This window comes from Persicimonas caeni (assembly GCF_006517175.1).
Lineage (GTDB): Bacteria > Myxococcota_A > Bradymonadia > Bradymonadales > Bradymonadaceae > Persicimonas > Persicimonas caeni.
Genome location: NZ_CP041186.1, coordinates 1,499,519 through 1,523,232 on the forward strand (window position 1 = coordinate 1,499,519; position 23,714 = coordinate 1,523,232).

A 23,714-nucleotide genomic window follows, 5' to 3' on the forward strand; every position below is an offset into this window, starting at 1 on the left:
GTGCGGGGTCGACGGCCTCGAACCCCTTGCGGGTGTTACGGAACTTGTAGCTGCGGGCGAGGGAGGGGACCGGAGGGAGCCGGACGTTGCCCGTAGCGGGGGTCGATTGCGTAGCTGAGGTTGATCGTCGTGTGGTCCGGCCTCCTCGGCGGGCGATGCCCGCGCTCGTCGACCGAATGCGGCCAGGCTGGCCGCGCTCCTCGATCATAATTTCGCCTCTATCGCAGGCCGCGCGCTTGCCAAACGCGCCTTCGGTGTAAGTATCACGGTAGTTAGCCAGTACCTGCGCCTAGGGAGAGCCTTTGGATTACGGCGATTTGAAGTCAGTCTGCTACGAAGCAGACAAGTACGAGGGGAGTTTTCATTGTCGGGTGGGAGGTCCGGAAGACGCGCCCGCGTTGGTGATGCTGCACGGGCATATGGCGCACTCGATTGCGTACCGGCGGGTCTGGAGGCGGCTGGCGAAGTCGTTTCGGGTGATCGTGCCGGACCTGCCCGGCCACGGCTATGACGAGACCTTCCGCGGCCTGCAGATGCAGCCGCGTATCGAGACGTTGGCCGATTGGCTCTTCGACCTGATTGACAGGAGCGCCGAGGCGCCGGTCCACTTGGTGGGTCACTCGCTCGGGGCGAGCATCGCGTATGAGGCGGGCAAGGAGTCGCCGTCGCGGTTCTGCTCGCTGACGTTGGTCAGCCCCGGGTTTTGTATCAGCGTGCCGCCGGGGGCGGCGACCTTCTTCGACTATCTGCCTCCCAGCCTGGCGCGCATGGCGATGAACCGCACCGGCATGCGTATCATCGAGCCGTTTCGCTGGCAGGGGGAGCCGCTCGACGCCGAGGAGCGCGAGGCGTACGTCGAGCCGCTCAAAAACCTCGACCGCCTCGAGTTCACGCTGCGCCTGGGCGCCGAGATCGTGCGCGGGGCGTGCGACCTCGACGAGCTCGAGCCGCTGGGTGTGCCCACGCAGGTCATTTTTGGGGAGGGGGACGACTTCGTGCGCGTCGACGCCGCCGACGAGATCGGACAGCGCCTCCACGCGAGCAAGGTCGAGGTGTTTTCGGACTCGGGCCACTCTCCGCCCGAGGACTCGCCGCTGCAATTCGGCGACGCCCTGCTCGACTTCATCGAGACCGGGGCGCGCTGCGGCCAGCCGGCCTAAGCTGCCTCTTCGCGTGCCGCCGCGGCGAAGCGTCGGATGATGTCGCCGGCGGGCTCGATGCGGTCGATGCCCGCGACGCTGCGGCCTGCCTGGAAGTAGTCCTTGTAGTTCATGCCCTGCAGCGAGGCGTTCTTGAGCTGGAATAGCGACTTGAGCGAGTAGTAGGTGCGCATCAAGTGCTTGCCCTTGGGGTGCTTGAGCAGCTTCTTGGCGATGAAGCCCGCCTTGGTTCCCACTTTCTCGACGTACGGCGTCTTGATGACGGCCACGGGCACGCCCGAGATCTTCTCGGTGAGCACGATGTCCCTGGCGTCGGCCTCCAAGATGGCCTGCTTGTAGTCGTCGTGGGCCTGGCACTCGGTGGTGGCGATGAATCGCGTGCCCATCTGCACGCCGTCGAAGCCCATGTCGAGCGCTTCGATGAACTTGTCTTCGCTGCCGATGCCGCCGGCGCAGATCAAGGGCACGCCCAGGTCGCCGAGCTCGTCGTACAGCTCCTGGGGCGACTTCTTGCCGGCGTGGCCGCCCGCGCGATTGTTGACGCTGATGAGCCCGTCGACGCCCGCCTCGAGGGCGCGCTCGGCGTATTTGCGCTCGGTGACGTCGTGGTAGACGATGCCGCCGTAGGCGTGGACCTTCTCGACGACCCAGTCGGGCGCGCCCAGCGCGGAGATGAAGAAGCGCACGCCCTCTTCCAGCGCGATGTCGACCCAGTTCTTCATCCGGTTCATGTAGATCTCGGACGAGGCCTCGACCAGGGCGTTGAAGCCGATGGGCTTGTCGGTCAGCGTCTTGATGTAGCGGATGCCCTCGCGAAGCTTGTGGTCGTGCACGAACATCATCGAGATGGGCTGGATGATGCCGATGCCGCCGGCCTCGGAGGCCGCCGCGATCAGCTCGGGGTTCGAGCACGGGTACATCGCCCCGCAGATAAGAGGAACTTCGATTCCGACCTGCTCGGTAAACCGGGTCTGTAGCTTCGACATCGCTCGTCTCCTGAGGGCTGATTGAACGGGAATTCAGTTGCCTGAATACCACGGTATGACGCGTCGCGTCGAGACGCGCAAGCGTGTGCTCAACTGCCCTCGACGTGATGTGCGCGGGCGAGGCGGCGCATCTGGTCTGCGCGGTGCGGCCAGCCGGCTCTCTCGCAGGCGTCTGCAGCTCGGTTGGCGAGCCAGCCGATATCTTTGTCGGTGGCGTTGAGGTTGTCGACGAGCTTCGAGGCTCGCTGCCAAGCCGCGTCGAACGCGTCGGGGTCGCCCAAGCCGGCGGCGCTGGTGACCAACGCCACTTCGATGACGGGCAGCGCGAAGTGCATGTCGCGCTGCTCGAAGATCTGGCGCAACCCGAGCAGCTCGGCGTAGCTGTGGGCGAAGCGGCCGGTGGCGATGGCCACCAACACCAGGTTGAGCCGGTCCAGATGCTCGTTGCGCGCCCCGCGGGATCGCTCGATGCCCATCGCTCGCTCGTAATGCTCGCGCGCCTCGTCCCAGTTGCCCTCGAAGCGGGCAATCTCGCCCAGATGACGTGAGCACGACGAGATCGAGACCAGCGAACCGAGCCGCTCGGCGACCTCGAGCGCGTCGGCGAGCACCTGGCGGGCGCGCTCGTAGTTGTTCTCGGCGAACCACGAGTAGCCGACCTGACTCAAGATCTCGGCCACCCGCGGCTGGTCCTCGAGTTCGCGGGCGTAGGCCAGCGCCTCGTCGAAGAAGCTACGGGCGACGGCCAATTTGCCACGCCGCATGTGGATAAAGCCCTTGGCGAAGCAGACGAACAACAGCCCGATGGCGTCGTCGACGCGGGCCAACTCCTCGCCCGCCCGCTCCAACACGGCGAGCGCCGTGTCGTACTCGGCGCGGTCGCGCAGCACCCTGGCCTTGACGACCAGCGCGTGCCCCAGGTCGACATGCCAGCCGTGGCGCTCGGCGATCTCGGCGGCGCGCTCGGCGTATGCGAATGCTTTGGTCGAGTCTCCCATGGGGATTTCAATCTGAGCGCGCACCCACATACTCTCGACCCGACACCGATCCTCGTCGCCGAGCCCCAGCCGATCGGCCAACTCCTCGCGCTTTTCGAGCAACATCAAGGAGGCGCGGTAGTCACCGCGGTCGTTGCCGTAGTGAATCGCGTCTTTGAGCGGGTCGAGCGCCTCGTGGAGCCGTCCGGCGCCGATGAGATGCAACGCGCGACGCCGCGCGGTCTCCAGCGGGCTGTTCGGGTGCAGCGCCTCGATAGCCCGCACACACGCCAAGTGGTACTCCTCGGCGCGCCCGACGCGCTGTGCGGCTTCGCGCAGGCTCTCGGCGAGCATGCTGTGGACGAACGACGCCCCCGAGCGCTCCCGGCGGACCAAGCCCTGTTCGACCATGCGGCGCGCCAGCTCTTCGGAGGCCTCGACGCCTTGCTGACGACACACCTCACGCCATTCGGCCTCGTCGACGTATCGGCCGAGCATGGCCGCGAGCTCGAGGGCCACGCGCAGGTCGTGTCGGCGCTCGGGCTCGAAGTCATCCAACAACTTCTCGACGCGCTGAATCCACAAGTCGTGGATATCGCGCGGCAGGGTGCTCGCAGCGCCCTGGCGAAGCGAAAACCCGTCGCGGCCGACCTCCAAGATGCCCCGGCTCACCCAGTCGCCGATGAGCTGGACCGCAAAGAGAGGATTGCCGGCCGTGCGCTCTTTGACCTGCCGGCTGAGGGCGGCGTCGAGCCGAAGAGTGCGTCGAATCAACTCGGCGTGGTCGTCTTCGGCGAGGGGGTCGACGCGGACCACCTGGGCGCGCTCGTGCGCCTCGAGCCGGGTGATGTGTGCGGCGACCTCCTCACGCGCGTCGAGCATATCGTCGCGCGAGGTCAGCAACACCAGGACGGGCAGCGGCGTGTCGACGTCCAACAGGTGCGTCACCCAACTGAGCGTCTCGTCGCCCCAGGGGACATCGTCGGCCCACAAAATGACGGGTCGCTCCGAGGCGAGCACTTCCAGGAAGCGGGTCAGCCAGACGTGTCGCTCGCCGGGGCTCGTGAAAAGAAAGCGGGGCCCCTCTTCGCGGCTGCGCGCTTTGGATGACGGGCGCATCAGCTCGGTGAGTCCGCGCGCCTGATTCTCGAGCTCTTGCGCGTCGAGCGAGCTTCGTGAGTTGCCCCGCCGGCGCAGCACCGAGTAGACGCGCTCGTAGGTCTCGCTGCGACCGAGCGACCAGGCGGCGAAGAAGTTCTCGAGCATGCGCGGGATGCCCTCCAAGGGCCCGCCCTGGCGGCTGTGAGTCGCCTTGAGGACGGTGGCCACGCCCAGCTCGTGGGCGCGGCGCGACAACCACTCGGCCAACCGGCTCTTGCCGGTGCCCAGGCCGCCGCGAAGGCTGACCACGCGCAGCTTCGCGTCGTCGAATACCTCGCCGAGCGCACGCCAGATGGTGTCGCGCGGCGCGTCGCGGTCGACAAAGGGGATCGTTCGCAGCCCGAAGAGCCCCAGCCCCACGCCGACGAGTTGGTCCGACTGGGCTTCGTCGACGCCCGGCCGCCAACTGTCGGGGAACGGCGGGGGCGGGTCGAAGTCGACGGGCGCGAGCTCGATGGTCTCCGAGCCCACCTCACGCGGCACTTGTAGGCCTGAAGCCTCGGTCTGCGGGAGCGTCACCAGAGTGCGCGTGACGAAGGTCTCGGTCTGCAGGCTGCTGAGATCTTCCTGCTCAGCGAACGAAGAGGGGTCGTCGAATGAAGACGGGTCGAGCAGCGTCGGAGCCTGGTCGAGGTCGACGTCGCCAAGGGAGTTGGCCTGCGTGGGCGTGAGCGTCTCGGCGCCCACGTCGATGTCGTCGGGCAGCGGGGCCATGCCCACGCCGGTCGTCTCCTCGGGCACCGGCAACATGCCCAACGCACAGGCGGCGTCGGCCGCGCGTCCGAAGCGCTGGTGGGGCTTCTTGGCGACCAGCTTTCGAATGAAGCCGTCGAGCTCGTCGGGGACCACGAAGCGCGGCTCGAGCTCGGGGAACGGCATGTTCAGGTGCATGTTGGCCAAGCGGATGAAGTTGCTCTCCTCGTAGGGAGGGCGCCCGCAGACAAGCTCGTAGACGAGGCATCCCAGAGCATAGAGGTCGGTCCACGGGCCGAAATCTCGCCACTCCCCGGTGAGCTGCTCGGGGGGCATGTAGTACGGCGTGCCGGCCGAGGCTCCGTCATAGCTCTGGGTGTCGGTGTTCAGGCCGGTGTCGGCGGCGTGGGCGATGCCGAAGTCGCTGAGCTTGAAACGCAACTGGGCGCCGTCGATCTGACACAAGATATTCTCGGGCTTGATGTCGCGATGGATCACGTCGCGGGCGTGGGCGTAGGCCAACGCGTCGAGGATATCGAGGATGAAGAGGCGAAGAGACGGCCAATCGCGGATCAATGGACGCTCGCGCAGCGTGCCGCCGCGGGCGAACTCCATGGCCAGATAGGGGCTGTGGGCGGTCAGCTGCGGGTCGGCCTGGGCGGCCAACTCGCTGACGCGACCGTAGTCGAAGACGGTCACGATGCCGGGATGATCGAGGGCGGCCACCGCCTGGACCTCGCGCTCGAAGCGCTCGACGTATGCAGGATCGGTGGCCTTAGCGCCGGTGATGACCTTGACGGCGACCGGGACTTGCTGGCCTCGGTGGATCCCCCGCCACACCTGAGCCATCCCGCCGCGACCGATCGTCTCGATGAGGTCGAAGGGGCCACAGCTTACGGCAGAATTAGAACGCATGAACTCGGGCTCGAGGAAAAAGCTTTCGCGCCCTCTGTATTTACACGTTTTTCGCCGCTACATAAACCCTGTAGCCCCCGCAAAACCATCACCTTACGAGCCGGCGCTCAACGCTCACCTTGACAGTACTTCGATGACCCGTTGTTCGACTCGACGCAACTCCAGCCGAAGGGACACTCGTTTTCGGTGGTGCAATCCGCCGAGCAGAAGCCGGTCACGTCATCTTGGCTGTAGACCATGCAGCGGCCGTACAAGCAGGCGTCTGCGCCGTCGCAAGAATCGCCGAAGTCATTCTGGGCGCACTGGCCTTCGATGGCCTCGCCTGTGCGGCGGCAGTAGTTGCTGTTGCACTCCTCGTCGATGGCGCAGGTCGAGCCGATCTCGCCGTCGTTTCCGTTCGAGTTGTTGTTGCCGCCTCCGCCACCATCACCGCAGGCGTTGATCGCGGCGCAGCTCGAGGCAGTCGACATGCAGTTGAGCTCCGATTGGCTCAGTTGGGAGCATGCAGCTTCACAATCCGACTGCGTGCCGATCTGCGAGCAGACGCCGACGGCGTTGCTGCAGGCTTGTGAGCAAGTAGCGTCGGACGAGCTGTTGTTGGTGTTGTCGTTATTCGTGTTGTCGTTGTTCGAGTCGGTGCTCGCCCCATCCGAGCCACCATCGTCGGTGTCGCCGCATCCGACGGCGCCGAGCCCGGCGAAAACGGCGAGCAAGAGGGTCAAGAGGAAGATGCGTACAGCGGGCTTCGAGGGGGTCAATTGTTTCAGATTTGCCATGGTGATACCTTTTTGCGTTGTCGCCTTTGAAAAACGGTTCGTAGCGGCCCTACCGTGTCTTTTGGCATGGCGGGCGCCGGTATTTGCGTCGTTAAAGAGACAACTAACTAAGGCTTGCTCCCTTTGACACTTAATCCGAATTAATTCGAATTAGGCCCGCTTAACCGGCGGGCTTTCGCGCTCATCCAGCAGATGGAAAAACCAATCTCAAAGCATCAATCCAAGTGCGCCCCAGAGGCCCTCATTGGGCGCACAGAGGACCTGTGGAAGCTCGAACAACTCATCGACGCCCATCGACTTGTCAGTGTGCTCGGACCGCCGGGCGTGGGGAAATCTCGGTTGGTCGCGTCATTTGTGGAGAGCAGGTCGTCGGAGCCCCTGGAGACGGTCCACACGGATCTTGCCGGAGCGTCGAGCCTGGTCGACATGTGCGCCGAGATTGCGCGGCAGTTGCGTCTCGAGCAGCGCCCCGGCGAGCAGTTCGAGTCGACGCGCGACCAGCTCGGCCGAGCGCTGGCGGCCTTCGACGAGTTGCTGTTGGTGATCGACAACGCAGACCGGCTCGTCGAGCCGCTCGCTGCCGTGCTGCAACACTGGACGAGGCAGGCGCCCGACCTCAACATCGTAGTGACCTCGCGCCAGCCGCTGAGGATCGACGCCGAAGCGAGGCTGGAGTTGGCGCCGCTGCAGCCGCCTTCGCCGGACGCACCGGCAGCGGAGATAGCGAATAACGCGGCAGTTAGACTCTTCGCCGAGCGAGCCCGGCGCGTGTGCGGCTCGCTGGACCTCGACGAGGAAAACCTCGCCGTGATCGGCGAGCTGGTTCGCCGCCTCGACGGGCTGCCTCTGGCCATCGAGTTGGTGGCGCGGTGGAAGAGTCTGTTGTCGATCGAAGAGATTGTCGAGCGGTTGCGATTATCGCCCCAAGATCTCGCGCTCGCCGATTCGCGACAGACACGCTTTTCGACGCTGGAGGCGGCCATTGCCTGGTCGTGGGAATTGCTCGACGACGCCGAGCAAGCCGGGCTGGCGCAGTGCGCGGTATTCGCAGGCCCCTTCGATGTATCCATGGCCGAAGCCGTCCTCGATGTGGGCGAGAGCTCGGTGCTCGGCGTGCTCCTAGGCCTTCGGGAGCAAAGCCTTTTGGGGGTCGAGGGGTCCGGCGCCCCGCGGATGCGCCTTTTGACCAGCGTGCGTCGCTTCGCCCGCCGGCGTCTCGACGACATGGGCGGCGTCGAATCGCTGTGGGGCCGTTTGGTGGCCTACCTGGGACAAGAGAGTCGGCGTTGCCTTGTCGAGGCCGAACGCATGGGCCGTATCGGCGCGCTCGAGCGGCTGCAAGCTCTGCACTTGCAGCTTCGCGCCGTCGTCGAACGCTACGAGCGAACTCCCGACCTGGAGCAGAAGGAGGAGTTTCCGGCGTTTGTCGACTGCGCGTTGGCGCTGGCGTATATCGCCAGTCATATCGGCCAGATCGCCGGGCTTCGCGAGCTGCTCGAGCCGCTCGCTGCCAGTGCCGCCGCGGCCGGGTTGCCTACGCGCCACGTGCTGCTGCTCAACGCAATTGCCGTTGTCGATACGCTGGCCGGACGTCAACCCGACCTGGTCGAACGACTGGAGGATATTGCGCCGTTGGCAGCCGAGAGCGACCGGGACGGCGACTGGCTCTGGATCGAGCTTCGCCTCGCCTCCGAGTTGATCTGGACGGGGCGTCTCGACGAGGCGCGCCGCCACCTCGATGCGGTCGCCCCACGTTTCGCCCAGACGACCTGGTGCGAGAGTTGGTATTGGTATTTCCACGCTCAATGGTTGGCAGCGACGGGGGAGAACTCCGAGTCGATTGACGCATACGAACGTGCGCTCGAAGCGGCCGGGCGGACAGGGAACGAAGGCGTCGAGGTCCACGTCCTGTCGGGGTTGGCTATCGCACATATCAAGGACGGCTCGTCGGTGACCGCGCGGCAGCGCGTCTTGGAGCGGCTCGACAGCGGGTCCGCTTGGCTGGGGTCATATGGCGAAGCACATCTCTTGCAGACATTGGCCGTGAGCGCGTTCCTGGACGAATGCTACGACAAGGCGATCGAGCTGGGAGAAGCGTGCGTAACTCAATTTCGGCGCAGCGGCGCCCCGGCAGACTTGGCGCTCGGGCTCGCCAACCTGGCGTGGTACCACTTTGTGGTCGACCACCGAGACCAAGCGGCCCACTTCGCTCGTCAGGCAGAGAACCTGGTCGAGGCGGCTGACGCGGTCAGTGAATTCGTGGCGAGCGCGGCGCTCGTGTCGGCCTGCTCGCTTCGCTGGAAAATGGGAGACGAGGAGACAGCCGTCGCCGTCATCGAGCGCTCCGGGCGTGTTTCTCCGAGCGCCACGGCATCTGCCCACTGGAATACCGTCGTCAGCTTCTACGCAGGCCTGCTCGCCGCGCTCGGACGACTCGAGCGTGCCGAGGAGGTGCTCGAGGAACTCGAAAGTGCCGGCGGTGAGCTCGTCGAGCCGCTCTTGATCGAATTGGCGCGGGCGCAGCTCGATATTGGACATTGGCGTCGAGCCGGTGACGGGGAGCGGACGAGCGACCGGTTCGAAAACCTCTTCGCCAACCTCTCCAACAAGATCGATCACTGGGCCGAGCGGATCGCCACGACCGACTTTCCGTCGTGGACCCTCGAAGATCTGGTCGAGTTGACCATCGCCCAGATGCCCCAGCCCGAGGCGACCTTCGCCAATCTGCAATACGCGGCCGGCACACAGCCGGCGCTGCTGCTCGCCACACAGCATAAGGCGTTTCGGGCGCCCGAGGCGACGTGGGGCGATTTGAGTCGAAGTGAGATTCGCTGGCAACTGCTCGACCTACTGGCCCAGCGTCGCCTCGACGCTCCTGGCGAAGTTGTGCATATCGACGAGATCGCCGAGCGACTGTGGCCCGACGAGGTCCTGACCCCCTCGTCGCTCAAAAACCGGCTGTACGTCAACCTCTCGAAGCTTCGCGAGGCCAACCTCGACGGCCTGCTGCTGCGCGGCGAGGACGGCTATTTGCTCGATCCGGATGTGCGAGTGCTCCGTCAGTGACCTGTCTTCGTGTCTCAACTGACTCGCGCTCTCACTGATCGGCTTCGGCGAGAATCTCGACGCTTATGGTCTTTTCGAGGACCGTCTCCGTTTGCGGGTCCCGGAGCGACACGTCGAACTCGCAGCTTCCCGCCTCGTCGGCGACGACGAGCACGATATTAGTCGAAGACTCGTAGCGCTCGGTGATTTCCTCGCCGACTTCGTTGCCCAGCGTGCAGATCTCGGGGGTCTTCGGCTCGATGACCATCGGCACGCCGTAGCCACAAATCGGGGTCCCCTCGACGGAGGGGTGGATGCCGAGGCCGTCGACCGAGCCCACCCGGAACGGCTCGCCGTCTTCGACGGTGCCGAGGACGAGCGACCCGGTGGTCACCCCGTCGGCCTCGGCCATAGCGCGCACGCCCACCGTCAACTCGCTGCCGTTGACCGTCGAGCGCAACGTGGAGGTCGCGCCGGCGTCCTTGCTGCGCACCACCAATTCCCGGGTGGTCGAGCGCTCGGCGTCGACCTCCACCGCGTCGCCCTGCGCCTCGACGAGCGTCACCCGCTCGCCGGCCAGGCGCTTGTCTTGCGGGCCGAAGACTTTGACAGGCAACTCGTAGGTGCGATTCGGAAGGTAGTAGGCCATCGGCTCGCCGGTGCACTCGTGGGAGAGTTCATGGCGCGCCGGCTCGCGCACGTCGATGGTGAGGGTGTCGCCGATGGGAGCGCCGCCGAAGTCCTCAGCCTCGACCTCGAGCTCGGCTTGGCCTACGCCCGTGCCGCGCACGGTGATGTCGCTGTCGTCGATGGCGAGCACTTCGACCACCGAAGGGTCGGTCGAGGTGGCGGTGACGACCGAGACGCCGAAGTCGTTGTCGGGATCGGTCGCATCCAGCACCAACTCGCCGCCCAAGACGAGCCTGGGAGTGCTGAACGCGGTGCCCGTCTCGTGCTCGAAGTTGATGTCGCCGTTCTCCCCTTCGTAGGCCCCCGGCCCTTCGCAGCCGCTGGCGGCGGCGAGGGCGAGACATCCGGCGACGGCGAGCGAGGTGGCGTGCTTCATCGAGCGATTCATGGGTGCCTCCGATTCAGTTATCGATAGTCAAACGCATCCCGGCGCTGTGTCCGAGTGCGCTGGACCCGGATGCATCTGCAGACCCCATGCCAGCCTGTTCAGGTTGTCGAGGAAGGCGTTCGAAGTCGTCTGTTTGGAGGGCGCGTGCTCCGGAAGGCGGGTCGATTGGGAAGGGGCTTGCTCCAACTACAGCCTGCAGGTGAACAGATCACCGACCAAAGTCGAGTTCGCCCAGCCAGTCGACCACGGGATTCATGAAGTCGAGCATGTCGCTGCCCACGGCGCTGCCGGCGAGCCAGCGGAAGTGGCCCAGGTGGCTGCCGGCGAACCAGCGTAGCTCCGGCTCGCCCCAGTGGCTCCACAGCGACAGGCTCTGGGCGGGGCGCACGACCGCGTCGCCCGCGCCGGCGACGATGAGGACGCGCTCGGCCGGGATCTTCAGCTCGTAGCTCAGCGGGCAGTGGACCGCCCAGATGGCGCGCAGCATCTCGCGGTCGACGCCGGCGTCTTCGAACATCGCGCGCGCTTTGCGCTCTGTGCCGTGCCACCACAAGATGTCGGCGAACGAGGCGGGCGCGATGATCGGCGCGGCGAAGTCGTAGGTGTCGAAGAGGCTGATCATCAGCGAGGTGATATAGCCGCCAAGGCTGATGCCGAGCAGGCCCATGGGGCCATCGAAGCCCTCCTCTTTGAGCCAGCGGGTCAGCAGGCGCACGTCGCTGACGGCTTGACCGAACGCCTCGTTGGTGCGCCGCAGGTCGGGACTCGGAAAGAATTGGCCGGAGAAGATGGCGTCGGTCGGGGTCCGCTCGCCGTGAAACGGCAGCGTGACGACGACCACGTTGTAGCCCTCCTCGTAGAGGCGCTTGGCCGCGAAGACGCGCTCTTCGAGGCGCAGGTAGCCGCCACACCAGCAGTGCAGACACACCGCGGTGGGCCGACTGAGGTCGTGATGACGCCAGATTCTGGCGGTCACCTTCTCGTTGGACGAGTGGCACCCGAACTCGTCGCAGAACGTGTCGTCCCAGGTCTGATAGGTGCTGTCGAATTTGAGCTGGAAGCGCTCGCCGCCGTCGGGCAAGTCGTCGAGCTTGGTGAGCCGGAACCGGTTCGGGTCGGCCGGCTCGACGTAGTAGGCGTCGGGCTCGTCGAGCAGACTGTCGCCGCCGTAGAGCTCGCGCAGCCCGTCCACACCGCCGGGCACGGCGGCGTCCCAGTCGAGCGACTCGCCGAACAAGAACGCCTTCTCCATCACGTCGAGGGCGAACTGGTCGACGAATTTGCTGTGCCAGGCGAATAGCCGACGCGACCAGCTTGGCTTGTAGTCGTCGTGGCCGTCGAATGCGGGCGCGTGGGAGCCGTAGTCGTCGTCGAGCAGGCGGTAGGGTTGGTGGGGTTCGGTAGTGTCGGTTGCCATGGTGTGACCTCCTGCAACTTATAGTAAACACCACAAGCAGGGGCCGCCAATCGGTGGGAACCGCGAAGGACGCCGAGGCTCGAAGGCAGCGCATGGCGTGTTGTTCGGAGGCAGGGCTTCCAGCGCTGGAAGCCCTGCCTCCTAAGGCTATCGCGGTTAGACGCGCTCCATCACCGCGCCCACGCCAAGCCCACCGGCCGCGCAGATGCCCAAAAGCGCGGTCTCCTTGTCGGCTTTGTGCAGCTCGTTGGCCATCGTGGTGACCATGCGCGCGCCGGTGGCGGCGAACGGGTGGCCGATGGCGACCGAGCCGCCGTGGACGTTGAGCTTGGCGTCGTCGATCGACCCGGGGGCCTTCGTGCGGCCAAGGCGCGCCTCGGCGAAGGCGTCGCTCTCCATCATCTTGAGCACGGCCAAGACCTGGGCGGCGAAGGCCTCGTGCAGGTCGACAAGGTCGGCATCTGCCAGCTCCATGCCGGCGAGCTCGAGGGCCTGTGGCATGGCGATGGCGGGCGCCATCAAGAGCTGGTCGGCCGGGTCGACGCCGACGTATTTCCAGCTTCGGAAGGCGGCCAACGGCTTGTAGCCGAGCGCCTTGGCCTTCTCTTCGCTCATCAACAACACCGAGGCGGCGCCGTCGGTCAGCGGCGTGGAGTTGGCCGCGGTCAGCGTGCCGTCGCGCTTGAAGACGGGGCGCAAGCCCGAGATCTTGTCGACGCTGGTATCGCCACGCACGATGCCGTCGGTGTGCACCCACTTGCCCGAGGGCGTCTGCACCGGCACGACCTCCTCGTCGAAGCGCCCGCTGGCGATCGCCTCGGCGGCGCGGTGGTGCGAGCGCACCGCGAACTCGTCTTGCGCCTGGCGCGAGATGCCATTGCGGCCGGCCATCTCCTCGGCCGCCTCGCCCATGACTTGGCCGGTAGTGCGCTCGGCGATCTTGGGCCGGCGCGGCAGAATCTCGGTGATGGGGGTGAGCTGCGACAAAATCGCAAGCACGTCGGTCGGGTCGGCCTTGCCGAAGGCGAGCGGCGCGAGCGCGTGGACGAGCTTCTGGGGCATATTGATGGGCGCGTTGCTCGTAGAGTCCGAGCCGCCCGCGATCACCACGTCGGCCTCGCCGCGCTCGATGGCCGCGGCGGCGAGCGTCACTGCCTGCAGGCCGGTCGCGCAGGCCCGCGTGCAGGTCATCGCCTCGACCGAGGCGGGCAGGTTCAGGTCGAGCGCGATCTCACGGCCCACATTCGGCGCCACGCTCGGCAAGATCACCCCGCCCCAGATGATGCTGTCGACCTCGTTTCGAGGAAGCTCGGTGCGCTTCAAGAGTCCTTCGACCGCGGCGTCGCCCAGGTCGATGGTGTCCATTTTCATGAAGTCACCGAAGGCTTTGACGAACGGGGTTCGGCAGCCGGCGACGATGACGGCGCGTCGTTTTTTGGAGGATGATTTCTTTTTGCCTTTAGCCATTTGCTATTCCTTACGTAAGAGCAACATCTTCCTCCCCCGCGAAGCGAGGGGAGGACTGAGGAGGGGCGCCCTCCTCCGCGAGCGAAGCGAAGTGGAGGAGGATCCAGGAGGAGGAAAGTGGTTCAGGTGCGAATGGCCTCTCCCTCGGTCCCTTTTATGCCGCTTGACGGTGCTCCACTACGCTACGCTTCGTGGAAAGGGAGGCCTCTCCTTGGTCCTCTCCTTCCCTTCGCTTTGCTACGGGTGGAGAGGAAAATGTCGAGTATCGACAGTTGTTCCGGTGTCGTCACCGCCCCACCAAAGCCCCACCACACACACGCAGCACCTGGCCGGTCACGCCCTGGGCCTGCGGGGTGGCGAGGAAGGTGATCGCCTGGCCGACGTCGACCGGGCGGCCGCCCTGGCTCAGGTTGTTGAGCCGGCGGGCCGCCTCGCGGATGGCCACGGGCATCGCGTCGGTCAGACGCGTTTCGATGAAGCCGGGGGCGATGGCGTTGGCGGTGATGCCGCGGTCGGCGAGCGCCTTCGACCAGTGCTCGACGATGCCGATGATGCCGGCCTTGGAGGCGGCGTAGTTCGTCTGGCCCATATTGCCGGCGACGCCGGCGATGGACGACAGGCAGATGAGCCGGCCGCCGTCGTGGAGCACGTTGTCGTCGATGAGCTTGCCGGTGATGCGGGCGACCGCGGCCAGGTTGATGTCGACGGCGGAGTCCCACCAGTCGGATTTCATGCGCTTGATCGTCTTGTCGCGGGTGATGCCGGCGTTGTGGACGACGATGTCGACGCCGCCGTACTCCTCTTGGAGTTGCTCGGCGATGCGCGCGGGGGCGTCGTCGGCGCTGACGTCCTGGAGCAACACGCCGCCGTCGATCTCGCGGGCGAGCTTGGCGGTCGGGCCGTCGTCTTTGGGCAGGTCGAGGCAGACCACCTTGGCGCCCTCGCCGGCGAGCAGCTCGGCGGTCGCCCGGCCGATGCCGCGCGCCGCGCCGGTGACCATGGCGACCTTGCCGTCGAGCGGGCGGAGCCAATTGGCCTCGGGCACCGCGCCGGCGGTCTTGGTGACGTCGAGCGACTGGCCGTCGACGTAGGTCGAGCGGGCCGACAAGAAGAAGCGCAGCGGGCCGGCGACAGCTTCGTCGGCGCCCTCTTCGACGTAGAGCAGGTTGGCGGTGGCGCCCTTCTTTCCGATCTCTTTGGCGAGGCTTCGCATGAAGCCCTCGAGCGCGCCTTGAGCAGCGGCTGCTTCGGGAGTCTTTTGCGCCTCGTGGGGACGGCCGAGCACGACGATGCGCGCGTTGCGCGCCAGGCGGCCGATCTGCGGGTGGAAGAAGTCGTACAGCGCGCGCAGGCTCGCCGGGCTGTCGAGCGTGGTCGCGTCGAAGACGAACCCGTCGAGGCGCGCGTCGCCCTCGTCGAGCGTCGTCGCGGGGCGCCCGTAAGCCTCGCCCGGCCCTTCGAAGACTTCGCGAACGCCGGCGTCGTCGGGCACGTGCGGGTTGGCGCCGGCCTCGGCCAGCGTCTTGGCGAGCACGGGCGCCAGAGTGCTGTCGCTGCTCGTCCACACCGCGACGTCGCGGTTGGCGAGCGGGCGCTCCTCGCGCGGCATGGCGTTGCGCGCGAGGTCCTGGGGCATCGGGATGGGCAGCCCCAGAGTCTTGATGATGTTACGGGCGTTCGGGTTTTTGCTCAGTTCTAGTAGGAAGTCAGTCATAGAATTTTCTCCTTTGTAACTCCGTGATTTTCGTGGCCCCCCATCCGCCCTTCGCTTCACCCCAAGGGTACTCGGTCGCTTCGCTCCCAGCGCGCTTCGGGCACCTTCCCCACGGGGAAGGGATGACCCTGCGAAAAGCTACTCCTGTGGTGCTCGCAACAGCATCCCTTCCCCCGCGGGGAAGGTGCCGAGCGTGCCGTTTAGCGCGAGGCGGATGGGGGTCCTCAACTTGCTACGCCTTCAACTCATACCCACCGACCATATACGCCGGGCCGCCCGGCGCGTCGCCGACGTACACGCCGTTGTCATCGTCGACGTACAGGCCGACCTCGGCGGGGAGCACCAGCGGGCGGGTGAACTTGACCTCGAAGACTCGAATCTCTTCGAGTCCTTTGTAGAGTTCGCGGTTGATGCCCTCGAAGGCGCGGGCCATCGTCGAGAAGCCGTGCAAAATGACGTTCTTGAAGCCCATGGCGCGCGCATGCGGCGGAACCCAGTGCACCGGGTTGAAGTCGCCGGTGAGCTTGGCAAAGTCGAGCCCCGCGTCGGCCGGAATCCACCAGCGGGTCACTTCGCGCACGTCGTCGGGCACGCGTGGCTTTTCCTTCTTTTTCTTTGGCTTTTCGCTCTTTTGCGTCTTCGCTGCTTTGCCCCCACCGAGCGGTACGAAGGCGTAGAAGTAGCCCACAAGCGCCTCGGGATTGGAGGCGGTGCCGGTCACAATCTTCTGCTCGAGCACCGCGCGCCGGCCGTTGTCGTCGACGTCGGTGAGCTGAGCGCTGACCTCGAGCGGCTCGTTCGTGGGGAGCGGAGCGTTCACCTCCATGCGACACCCGCCGTTCATCACGCGCATGAGGGGGTAAGGCACGCCCTCGAGGGTGCGCGTCGACAGGGCGAAGCCCCACTGCGGAAAGAGATGCGGCGGCAAGTGGTCACGATACTCGCTCGTGCTGCCGCCGACGTGGCGCACGTAGTCGCGCACCAGGTCGCGCGGGCGCGGGTCGATGGTCTTGCGAAAGACCGGCCCGGGCGCGTGCGCCGTCCCCTTCGACTCGGAGAACTGCTGCTTGATCGCCGCCACGGCCGTCTTCGCCAGGCCGGCGATCACCGGCCCCTGCTGCAGAATATGCTTGCTCGATACCGCCATCGATCCACCTGCTGTGAAGGTGCCACGTCTAATTTCAACCGTTTGTTAGGCGGAAACCTACCATTCGGTAGGGAGTGGGAGCAAGTATGTCGAACGAGAAGGCCCTGCAGAGCAGAAGCGCCCGCTACATAAGCAATTAAGGACATAAGGGCTGCGAACCGGCGACCAACACCAACTCGCAACCCTTATGTCCTTAATTGCCTATCTAGCAGGCGTCACAACCCTGCAAGGCCAAGCTTTTCGCTCTTTTACTCCTTTACTCTTTTTTACTCCTTTACTCTTTCACTCTTCTCCCTGACTCAACCGACGCGTCACCTTCACCGGGATATCCATCTCGACGTTTCGCTTGGCGGTCACGTTGCCCTCGAGGGTGTCCTCGCTCGTCTTGGTCGCCTGCAACGTGAGGACTTCTTCCTGGTCGTTGGTCGGATTCCATTTGAGGGTCAGGGTGTTGCCGTCGAAGCTGCCCTCCTGGATATCACCCGACTCGCCGTCGAGGCGCTCGTAGATGCCGAGAGCCATGAGGTACTGTCCGGTGACGGTGGTGTCGCCTTTGTCCTGGAAGGTGTCGAAGTAGACCGCCGGGGTGTCTTGGTCGGTGGTGGCGACTCGCCACGAGCCGTTCATAAAGCCCGGCTCGACGAGCTCTTCCTCTTCGGGGCTGGTGCCGTGGCCTTCTTCGTCGACGCTGGGAGTGACTTCGGTGTTCTCGTTTTCCTCTTCTTCTTTTTGCGTCTGGTCGTTGTTCATGCCTCGAAGCTTGCTCTGCTGGCAGCCCGAGAGGACCAGGCCGAAGACGAGCACGACGAGGGCGAGCGGGAGGACGAGCCGGCGAGTCGACGGAGTATACATGGTTTCGCCTCTGAGATTCGTAGAATGCTTCATGAGTCTTTACCTTTGCTGAACCAGCGCTTGAAGCGCTGCCTCCAAAACCAGCGCTTGAAGCGCTGCCTCCAAAACCAGCGCTTGAAGCGCTGCCTCCAAAACCAGCGCTTGAAGCGCTGCCTCCAAAACCAGCGCTTGAAGCGCTGCCTCCAAAACCAGCGCTCGAAGCGCTGCCACCTAATCAGTTCGTCGGCACGTAGACGCTGGCGCAGCTGGCGTCGGCCTTGAGCTGCCCGCAGTAGTCGGAGCATCCGTATCCGTCGCCCTGGGCGATTTCGATGTGGCCGTAGCGCGAGTGGAAGCCGCGGCAGCCGGGCGCCCAGGCGATGACGGCGCCTTTGGGCGCGTCTTGGACGGACATGTCGACCTTACGCAAGCTCATCGTGTCGGCCAGGTCGGCCGCCGAGGCGCGGTCGGCGGCGCGCTTGAAGCCGGCCGCGGAGACCTGCACCGAGTAGCCGCTCATGCCGACGCGGGCGGCCAGCGCGTTGATGTCGGCGCGGGTGGCCAGGCCGGCGCGGATCATCGCCGCTTTGACGAAGGCCCAGCACTGGCCGGTGCTGTAGCCGCCGCGACCGTCGCTGCAACGCGGCCCGCCGGCGCCGTTGCCCACGCCCGAGCAGGTGCCGCCCTCGGTGCCGAGTTCGTCGGCCATCGCCGAGTTGGTGCCACCGCCCGAGCCCCCCTGGACCTCGATGGTGATCTGGTCGGTGGCCAGCACGTTGCCTCGGCTGTCGTAGCCGCGCACCTCGAGTTGGCGCACGCCCATATTCTGGAACTCGTACTCGTGGGGGAAATTCGGCCCCTGCGTGGCCACGCCCAGCGAATAGTCGTCGGCGAAGTACTCGACCTCGGCGATGTCCTGAGAGGACTCGACCTCGAACTGGACCAGCGGCTCGTGAGTGCTGTTGGGCTGCGGCTTGACGAAGCGCACGAACGAGGGGCTGACCTGCACGGCGGCGTTGCCGCTCACCCCGCTGCTGACCACCTGCCAGTTCGAGCCGTCGGTGGAGATGGCGATCTCGGCGGTGCCGCTGGGAGCGCAGTCATTGAGGCCCACGTTGTAGTTGGCTTGGACCACGTGCAGCGTGTCGCCGGGGCGAAGGCCCTCGGAGAACTGCACGATGATGTGGCCGCCGTCCTGGATGCCCGCCACGGTGCTCGAGCGGTTGTCACAGCTCGTGTTGTCGGGTTGGCCGACCGCAGCGCCCGTATTGGTCGCGCCGCTCGAGCCGCCTACGCCTGCGGCCATGTGGGTGGTGCCGGCGCCGGCTCGCTCGTAGAAGACGCTGTCGAGCTCGAAGCCTTCCACGGTGTCGTTGGCCCCCAGCGGGTCGGGGCTGACGGCTTTGACGCGCACATAGCGGAACTCGGGGGAGCCGGTGTTGCCGCCACCGCCGCCGGATTTCTCGTCGCACTCGGTCTCGGCCTCACCGTTGGCGTGGCGGATGATGCGCTCGATCTGGGCGTACAGGTGGTTGCCCGGGCACGCCGTCGAGCCCTGGTCGCGGTGGCCTTTGACGTTGCTCGCGCTGGGGCTGATGCCGTAGCGGTCCGACAGATGCCGGATGAGTTGGCCGGCCGAGGCGAGTTGCTCTTCGGTCGGCTGCAGCGACTGGTAGTTGCCCAAGAAGCTGATGCCAATATTGCCGGTGTTGTGCCCGCCGACGTGCGCGCCGCGCCTGTCGACCGGGTTGCCCTGGTAGATCCGCCCCTGCTGGTCGACCAAGTAGTGGTAGCCGATATCGGCCCAGCCGTTGGAGTCCATGTGATAGTTCTGGACCTGCTTGACGGTGCGCATGGGGTTGGTGTCGTTGTTCGACGTCACCGTGTGGTGAATCGTGAATCGATTGGGGCTGTGGCGCGGGCGGTTGTACCGAGGAGCGCGTGCGCCCCACTGGCTACGGGTGATGATGTCGGGCGCGGTCGTGGTGGTGTCGCAGGTCTGCGAGGCGCCGCCGCCGTCGTCTTCGTCGGGATCGAAGGTGCTGCCGCTATTGGACGGGTCGATGCTCGTCCCGGAGTCGACACACGAGCCCGGAAGCTGGGTGACACGGATATCGTCGCCGTAGAAGAAGCGCAGGATGCGCTCGGCGTTCCAGCCGTTGTTGGCCAAACACGCCGCGCCGTTTTGGGACATCGCGCCGCGGTTGGCCGGGCTGCCGCTCCAGCCCAAGGAGCTGGGGCGCACGCCCGAGCCGATGCGGCCTTCGTTGTAGGTGACGTAGCGCTGGGTGCCCGAGCTTCCCGAGGCCCTGCAACTGTTGGAGTCGACGTTCGTGGAGCCAGCGACGTAAAACGGCATGATCAGCTTGCCGTTGTGCGTCAGCACCATGCCCGAGGTCTCTCGGACCGCTTGCCGGGCGCGGTCGGTCGCCGGACGACCGCAGTTATAGGCCTGGTCGCGCACGGTCGGCGACACGGCGCGCTGCTCGACGTCGACCACGTACTTGGCATAGCCGCGAGCAGCGATGGCCTGCGCCTTGAGGGTCTCCATCGGAGCACCCTCGTGCTCACAAGTGACCACCTGAGCCAGGTATTCGTCTTCGACGCTCAGCGTACCGTAGCCCTCGACCGGGACCTGGCAAAACTCGGTCAACTCGCCACGACGGGTCTCATATTCGGGCCCGTAATCTTCGAGCGGCTGATCGTCGTACATTCCGCAGCCACTGAGGACTACACCGACGATTAACAAAACCAGACATCGCAACCGAGCAGTCATCCGAGCCATCATCATCATGCTCCCGGCAAGGGGTTTGCTGACATGGAGTCAAAGGGTCCGTGTGCGAGTGGCGAAGTCTCGCCCCACGGCGCATCTCCTGCGTCTTCTCGTCCATGAAGAACAGCAAACAGTATGCCACACCGGAAATCCGTCTATCCACCAAGAAGAAACCAATCAACTAAGACACTGATTTAATTAACCTTTTCAACGCAGACCAACCAACCCGTGCTCAACCAACACCTGTGACATCTTGTCACACCACGTGTGGTGATGGGGGTTTTTGTCCCCAATGCGCGCACACACACCTACACCCGACCACACACCCCATGGTTCGGGAGCATCGCAGATGCCCACTGACAGGCGTCGAGGAGCAAAAAAACCACAGAAACCATTGCTATTACTGGATTTTTCGTTTATTCGTGTCCCCCCTGGAAATGAAGTTCCACTCTCGCCCAGACAGGGCGCGCCTCAGAGCAGTATGAACCACACGGATCTTTGCCGTAGCCGTCGCATCCAGCGCTTCGTCGACTCTATCCCCGCGATGTTGGCCGGATGTGCTCACGCGCACCGCGAGTACACGGCGCGTCGCCCCTCGTTGGCCGATGGACTCGAAGACGCCGTCGAGTTGTGTGACGAGTCGGGGCGTGCGAGCGTCGAGCACTTGCGCAACCACTACGCCTACTGGGGACGAGACGAGCTGGCCGGTGATCGCAGCGAGTTTCGCGAGCGATTCAAGCGTGGCTTCGAGCGCACGGTGCTCGAAGTCTACGAAGCGTTTGCCGAGGCCCGGTTCGCCGCCTGGCGTTTCACCCCGGGTGGACTCGAGCACCCCGGCGTAGTCGAGGCGATGGACGGCCAATCGGAGGCGTCGCGCTTCGAAGTCGTGCACGCGACCACCAGCGAGTTGACGCCGCTACGCCACGAGGCATGCGTGGCCGGATGGCTGGTCGAGGTCGAGGGGGTGAATATGCTGCTCTTGGCCTGCGAGTTGGAAGACCGCGCCCAGCAAAAGCTCGCCGTGGCGTGCACGCGCTCGGCTTGGGACGACGGGCAGTACTTTCGAAGCTGCGACTATGAGGCCGACGTCCTCGCCCTGCTCCTCGAGCCGCTATGTGTCGACGTGGGCGGTCACGGGGTGTGCATCGACCCGGAGCCACACAGGCTCAACGGCGGACGAATTTTCTTGAGCCCGGTCATCAAAGGCTGGGGTTGGGGGCTGGCGTCGATGAATCTGCCCGACGCGGTCCAATCGCTGCTATGCGACGAGGGGTTGAGCCACCGCGGCGAGATGCTGCCATGGCACCTGGCGGTCGCGCGCGCCGAGACGACCCAGGACCTGCAAGATCTGACTCACCAGCTCGCCATCTTGCGCCAACACGCGCTCACACGCCGCCTCGAGCCGCGCCACCCCATCGGGGAGCACACGCTCGAGGCGTTGTTGTCGTCGTCGTTGCTCATGGAGACCGTCGGACTGACCTCCGACGGAGTGCTCGACGAACACGAGGCGTATCTCGAGTTGAGTCTGCGCCAAGTCGGCTTCGACTGCGAGGAGCTACATCAGTGCGGCGTCGACCGGGACGCGCCTCTCGACGAGGCGCTTCGGCACAGCGCCCGGTTGTCGCCCCGAGCGCTCGACCAACTTGGAGACGCGATCTATTTGGCGCGTGTGAGAGTGCGTTGGACCACCATCTTGCGCTGCTGGCTCGCCGCCGACTCGCCGTGGCGACGCTCCCCGTCGCTCATCGATCTTTTGGCCGGCATCGACAGCCTCTTTCGCACCGAGTTGTGGAATGTGCCTGTGAGTCGGCTGCCCGATCCGGGCCAAGGCACCTGGAGCCGGCTCGAAAAGGCGATCCTCGACGTCGGGTTCACCGGCATCCGAGTACGCGTGGGCGACTTGTTCGAGTTTGGCGATATCCTGGCCGAACTCGACGGCGTCGGCCCCAAGACCCTCGAGCATGCAGCGCTCGCCTTGGCGCAGATTCTGATCGACTGGCCGTCGGGGCCGTGCTGGCTGGAGCCGAACGCAGGGGTGTCACAGGCGTCCTGAGATGCCTGCGGAGCGAGGCGAGGGGGTCGGGTTGCTTTTGAGGTGTTGACGCTTACCGTTCTTAAACGCAGCTAAAAGAATCAGCTAACTCTCGCCCGCTGACATTGGGGAAAACGATGATCAAAAAGCAGCGTCTCAAGAGCCGTCCTGTGTGCAAGGTCACCTTTGAAATACCGGCCGGAGAAGTCGAGGCCGATGAGGTGGAGTTGATGGGGGACTTCACCGACTGGGATCCGGTCCCTTTCAAGCAGCTCAAGAGCGGCAAATGGAAGGTCCAACAGGATGTCGAGCAGGGTGGACGCTACGAGTTCCGTTACCGAATCAAACGAGACGGCGAAGTGATCTACGACAATGATCCCGACGCCGACGGGTTCGTGCCTAACGAGTTTGGCACTGAAAACGGCGTCCTCGAATGTAAGTAGCACCTCCCGCACTGACGAGCCTGGGGCCGACACCACGCCAAGCCCCAGGCTTCACGTCCCACGCCTGCATCGCAGGCGGCAGATCGCTAAAACTCCAATCCCTTCCCAGAATCGCGCATCGCGATCAGTTCGCGCGGGTATGGCTCCAAGTACGCCTGATCGGCCAAATAATCGTACTCGAAGCGCGCGCACCACGAGCGCAACACGGTCAGCAGCGCATTCAGAGGTAGGTGATGGTTGCGATATTCTTCGAGCATATCGAGAAACTCGTCACGCTCGGGGTCGGCCAACTTGTCTTTGAAATGACCGTACATGTGGGTGAGTGCGTTGACGTGCACGCCACGGCTAGGCTTCGACGACAGCGCGTTGCGGAAATGTGTGACGTACTTTTCGTACACCTCTTCGGGGCTCAACCCGTCTTCGTTCGCCACCAGCCGCCCGAGCACGCGCATCTCGGTCTCGTTATGGACGAGCAGGAGGTGCTTGTAGCGGCGCTGGAAGTCGATGAGCTTACCAAAGGTGGGCGAGTTACCGACCTCTCGAAGCTCGGCCAGCGAGAAGAGGCGCGTCAGGAAATGGTGGCGAATCGGGTAATTGCGAAGGCGTCCCTCGTCCTCGACGGCGAGCCCGTCGAATCGCTCGAGGACTTCACGTGCAAAGATGCCCGCCTCCCTGCGCACGCCCGGGGAGTTTTCGGGCGCAGCGTAGACCTTGACCTGACTGGTGCCACATGACGGCGAGCTATTCTTGAGCACGAACCCGTCGACCTCGCCGACCTGGTCGAGAAACTGAGCAGCGAAGCTCTCCATCTTGTCGGTCAGATCGCGCCCGGTCGCCGGTTGGATCAAGCGGGTGCCGCCATCGCCATCGTCGACCAGCCGAATCGTATCCCTGGGGATGCCCAACCCGATCGCAAATTCGGGACAAATCGGCACCACCTGCACGTAGCTGTAGAGCCGTCGAACGAACGAATCGGCGATGCGCTGCCCGTCATGGCGACACTTTTCGAGTTCTAAACACGCGCTCATGACCACCTTCGGGGTCACGAAGTGTCGGCCGACCGTCGAGCTCGTCTCTTTCTTCTTTGCGGTGCTCATCG

15 protein-coding genes are annotated in these 23,714 nt (G+C 65.0%); 4 read left to right on the top strand and 11 right to left on the bottom strand.

Annotation, left to right across the window (positions count from 1 at the left end; genetic code table 11):
* The first annotated feature begins 317 nt into the window (after positions 1-317).
* Positions 318-1,160, top strand: a complete 843-nt coding sequence (locus tag FIV42_RS05555) for an alpha/beta fold hydrolase (RefSeq protein WP_141196708.1) — start codon at positions 318-320, stop codon at positions 1,158-1,160.
* Here the strand turns inward: FIV42_RS05555 and FIV42_RS05560 are convergent.
* From FIV42_RS05560 to FIV42_RS05570, 3 genes are all read right to left on the bottom strand, one after another.
* Positions 1,157-2,179 (bottom strand): NAD(P)H-dependent flavin oxidoreductase, encoded by a 1,023-nt coding sequence (locus tag FIV42_RS05560; RefSeq protein WP_313788406.1) that lies wholly within the window; start codon positions 2,177-2,179, stop codon positions 1,157-1,159. The two genes, FIV42_RS05555 and FIV42_RS05560, sit on opposite strands and share 4 nt — an antisense overlap.
* A gap of 56 nt (positions 2,180-2,235) precedes the next feature.
* Positions 2,236-5,892, bottom strand: coding sequence for a serine/threonine-protein kinase (locus FIV42_RS05565; protein WP_141196710.1), 3,657 nt, complete (start codon positions 5,890-5,892; stop codon positions 2,236-2,238).
* A gap of 107 nt (positions 5,893-5,999) precedes the next feature.
* Positions 6,000-6,668: a hypothetical protein gene (locus FIV42_RS05570; RefSeq protein WP_141196711.1), complete on the bottom strand. Its 669-nt coding sequence runs from the start codon at positions 6,666-6,668 to the stop codon at positions 6,000-6,002.
* Between the two features lie 192 nt (positions 6,669-6,860).
* Between FIV42_RS05570 and FIV42_RS05575 the strand changes: the two genes are divergently transcribed.
* Positions 6,861-9,734: an AAA family ATPase gene (locus FIV42_RS05575; protein WP_141196712.1), complete on the top strand. Its 2,874-nt coding sequence runs from the start codon at positions 6,861-6,863 to the stop codon at positions 9,732-9,734.
* Positions 9,735-9,765: 31 nt separating this feature from the next.
* On the opposite strand, the gene FIV42_RS05580 is transcribed toward FIV42_RS05575, so the two are convergent.
* The 7 genes from FIV42_RS05580 to FIV42_RS05610 form a co-directional block, all read right to left on the bottom strand.
* Positions 9,766-10,791: a hypothetical protein gene (locus FIV42_RS05580; RefSeq protein ID WP_141196713.1), complete on the bottom strand. Its 1,026-nt coding sequence runs from the start codon at positions 10,789-10,791 to the stop codon at positions 9,766-9,768.
* A 208-nt stretch (positions 10,792-10,999) separates the two neighbouring features.
* Positions 11,000-12,208, bottom strand: a complete 1,209-nt coding sequence (locus tag FIV42_RS05585; protein ID WP_141196714.1) for an alpha/beta hydrolase — start codon at positions 12,206-12,208, stop codon at positions 11,000-11,002.
* 156 nt (positions 12,209-12,364) lie between these two features.
* Complete coding sequence (locus tag FIV42_RS05590) at positions 12,365-13,675, bottom strand: acetyl-CoA C-acyltransferase (RefSeq protein WP_141196715.1); 1,311 nt, start codon at positions 13,673-13,675, stop codon at positions 12,365-12,367.
* A gap of 286 nt (positions 13,676-13,961) precedes the next feature.
* Entirely contained in the window at positions 13,962-15,389 is a 1,428-nt protein-coding gene (locus FIV42_RS05595) for a 3-oxoacyl-ACP reductase (RefSeq protein WP_141196716.1), read from the bottom strand.
* Between the two features lie 232 nt (positions 15,390-15,621).
* Positions 15,622-16,536 (bottom strand): MaoC/PaaZ C-terminal domain-containing protein, encoded by a 915-nt coding sequence (locus FIV42_RS05600; protein WP_141196717.1) that lies wholly within the window; start codon positions 16,534-16,536, stop codon positions 15,622-15,624.
* Positions 16,537-16,818: 282 nt separating this feature from the next.
* Positions 16,819-17,388 carry a hypothetical protein gene (locus FIV42_RS05605; RefSeq protein ID WP_141196718.1) on the bottom strand — a complete coding sequence of 190 codons (570 nt, stop codon included), beginning with the start codon at positions 17,386-17,388 and terminating at the stop codon, positions 16,819-16,821.
* A gap of 214 nt (positions 17,389-17,602) precedes the next feature.
* Positions 17,603-20,080, bottom strand: coding sequence for an N-acetylmuramoyl-L-alanine amidase (locus FIV42_RS05610; RefSeq protein ID WP_168210440.1), 2,478 nt, complete (start codon positions 20,078-20,080; stop codon positions 17,603-17,605).
* A gap of 541 nt (positions 20,081-20,621) precedes the next feature.
* Between FIV42_RS05610 and FIV42_RS05615 the strand changes: the two genes are divergently transcribed.
* On the top strand, positions 20,622-22,193 hold the full coding sequence (locus FIV42_RS05615) for a hypothetical protein (protein WP_141196720.1): 1,572 nt from the start codon (positions 20,622-20,624) through the stop codon (positions 22,191-22,193).
* 116 nt (positions 22,194-22,309) lie between these two features.
* Positions 22,310-22,615, top strand: a complete 306-nt coding sequence (locus FIV42_RS05620) for an isoamylase early set domain-containing protein (protein WP_141196721.1) — start codon at positions 22,310-22,312, stop codon at positions 22,613-22,615.
* A gap of 86 nt (positions 22,616-22,701) precedes the next feature.
* Here the strand turns inward: FIV42_RS05620 and FIV42_RS05625 are convergent, their stop codons facing one another.
* On the bottom strand, positions 22,702-23,712 hold the full coding sequence (locus tag FIV42_RS05625) for a YbgA family protein (RefSeq protein ID WP_141196722.1): 1,011 nt from the start codon (positions 23,710-23,712) through the stop codon (positions 22,702-22,704).
* Positions 23,713-23,714 lie beyond the last annotated feature (2 nt).

Bases quoted from the DNA above. Each gene is read 5' to 3' on its own strand.
- FIV42_RS05565 (WP_141196710.1), bottom strand. From the start codon at position 5,892: ATGCGTTCTAATTCTGCCGTAAGCTGTGGCCCCTTCGACCTCATCGAG.
- FIV42_RS05570 (WP_141196711.1), bottom strand. From the start codon at position 6,668: ATGGCAAATCTGAAACAATTGACCCCCTCGAAGCCCGCTGTACGCATC.
- FIV42_RS05575 (WP_141196712.1), top strand. From the start codon at position 6,861: ATGGAAAAACCAATCTCAAAGCATCAATCCAAGTGCGCCCCAGAGGCC.
- FIV42_RS05580 (WP_141196713.1), bottom strand. From the start codon at position 10,791: ATGAATCGCTCGATGAAGCACGCCACCTCGCTCGCCGTCGCCGGATGT.
- FIV42_RS05585 (WP_141196714.1), bottom strand. From the start codon at position 12,208: ATGGCAACCGACACTACCGAACCCCACCAACCCTACCGCCTGCTCGAC.
- FIV42_RS05590 (WP_141196715.1), bottom strand. From the start codon at position 13,675: ATGGCTAAAGGCAAAAAGAAATCATCCTCCAAAAAACGACGCGCCGTC.
- FIV42_RS05595 (WP_141196716.1), bottom strand. From the start codon at position 15,389: ATGACTGACTTCCTACTAGAACTGAGCAAAAACCCGAACGCCCGTAAC.
- FIV42_RS05600 (WP_141196717.1), bottom strand. From the start codon at position 16,536: ATGGCGGTATCGAGCAAGCATATTCTGCAGCAGGGGCCGGTGATCGCC.
- FIV42_RS05605 (WP_141196718.1), bottom strand. From the start codon at position 17,388: ATGTATACTCCGTCGACTCGCCGGCTCGTCCTCCCGCTCGCCCTCGTC.
- FIV42_RS05610 (WP_168210440.1), bottom strand. From the start codon at position 20,080: ATGTACGACGATCAGCCGCTCGAAGATTACGGGCCCGAATATGAGACC.
- FIV42_RS05615 (WP_141196720.1), top strand. From the start codon at position 20,622: ATGAACCACACGGATCTTTGCCGTAGCCGTCGCATCCAGCGCTTCGTC.
- FIV42_RS05620 (WP_141196721.1), top strand. From the start codon at position 22,310: ATGATCAAAAAGCAGCGTCTCAAGAGCCGTCCTGTGTGCAAGGTCACC.
- FIV42_RS05625 (WP_141196722.1), bottom strand. From the start codon at position 23,712: ATGAGCACCGCAAAGAAGAAAGAGACGAGCTCGACGGTCGGCCGACAC.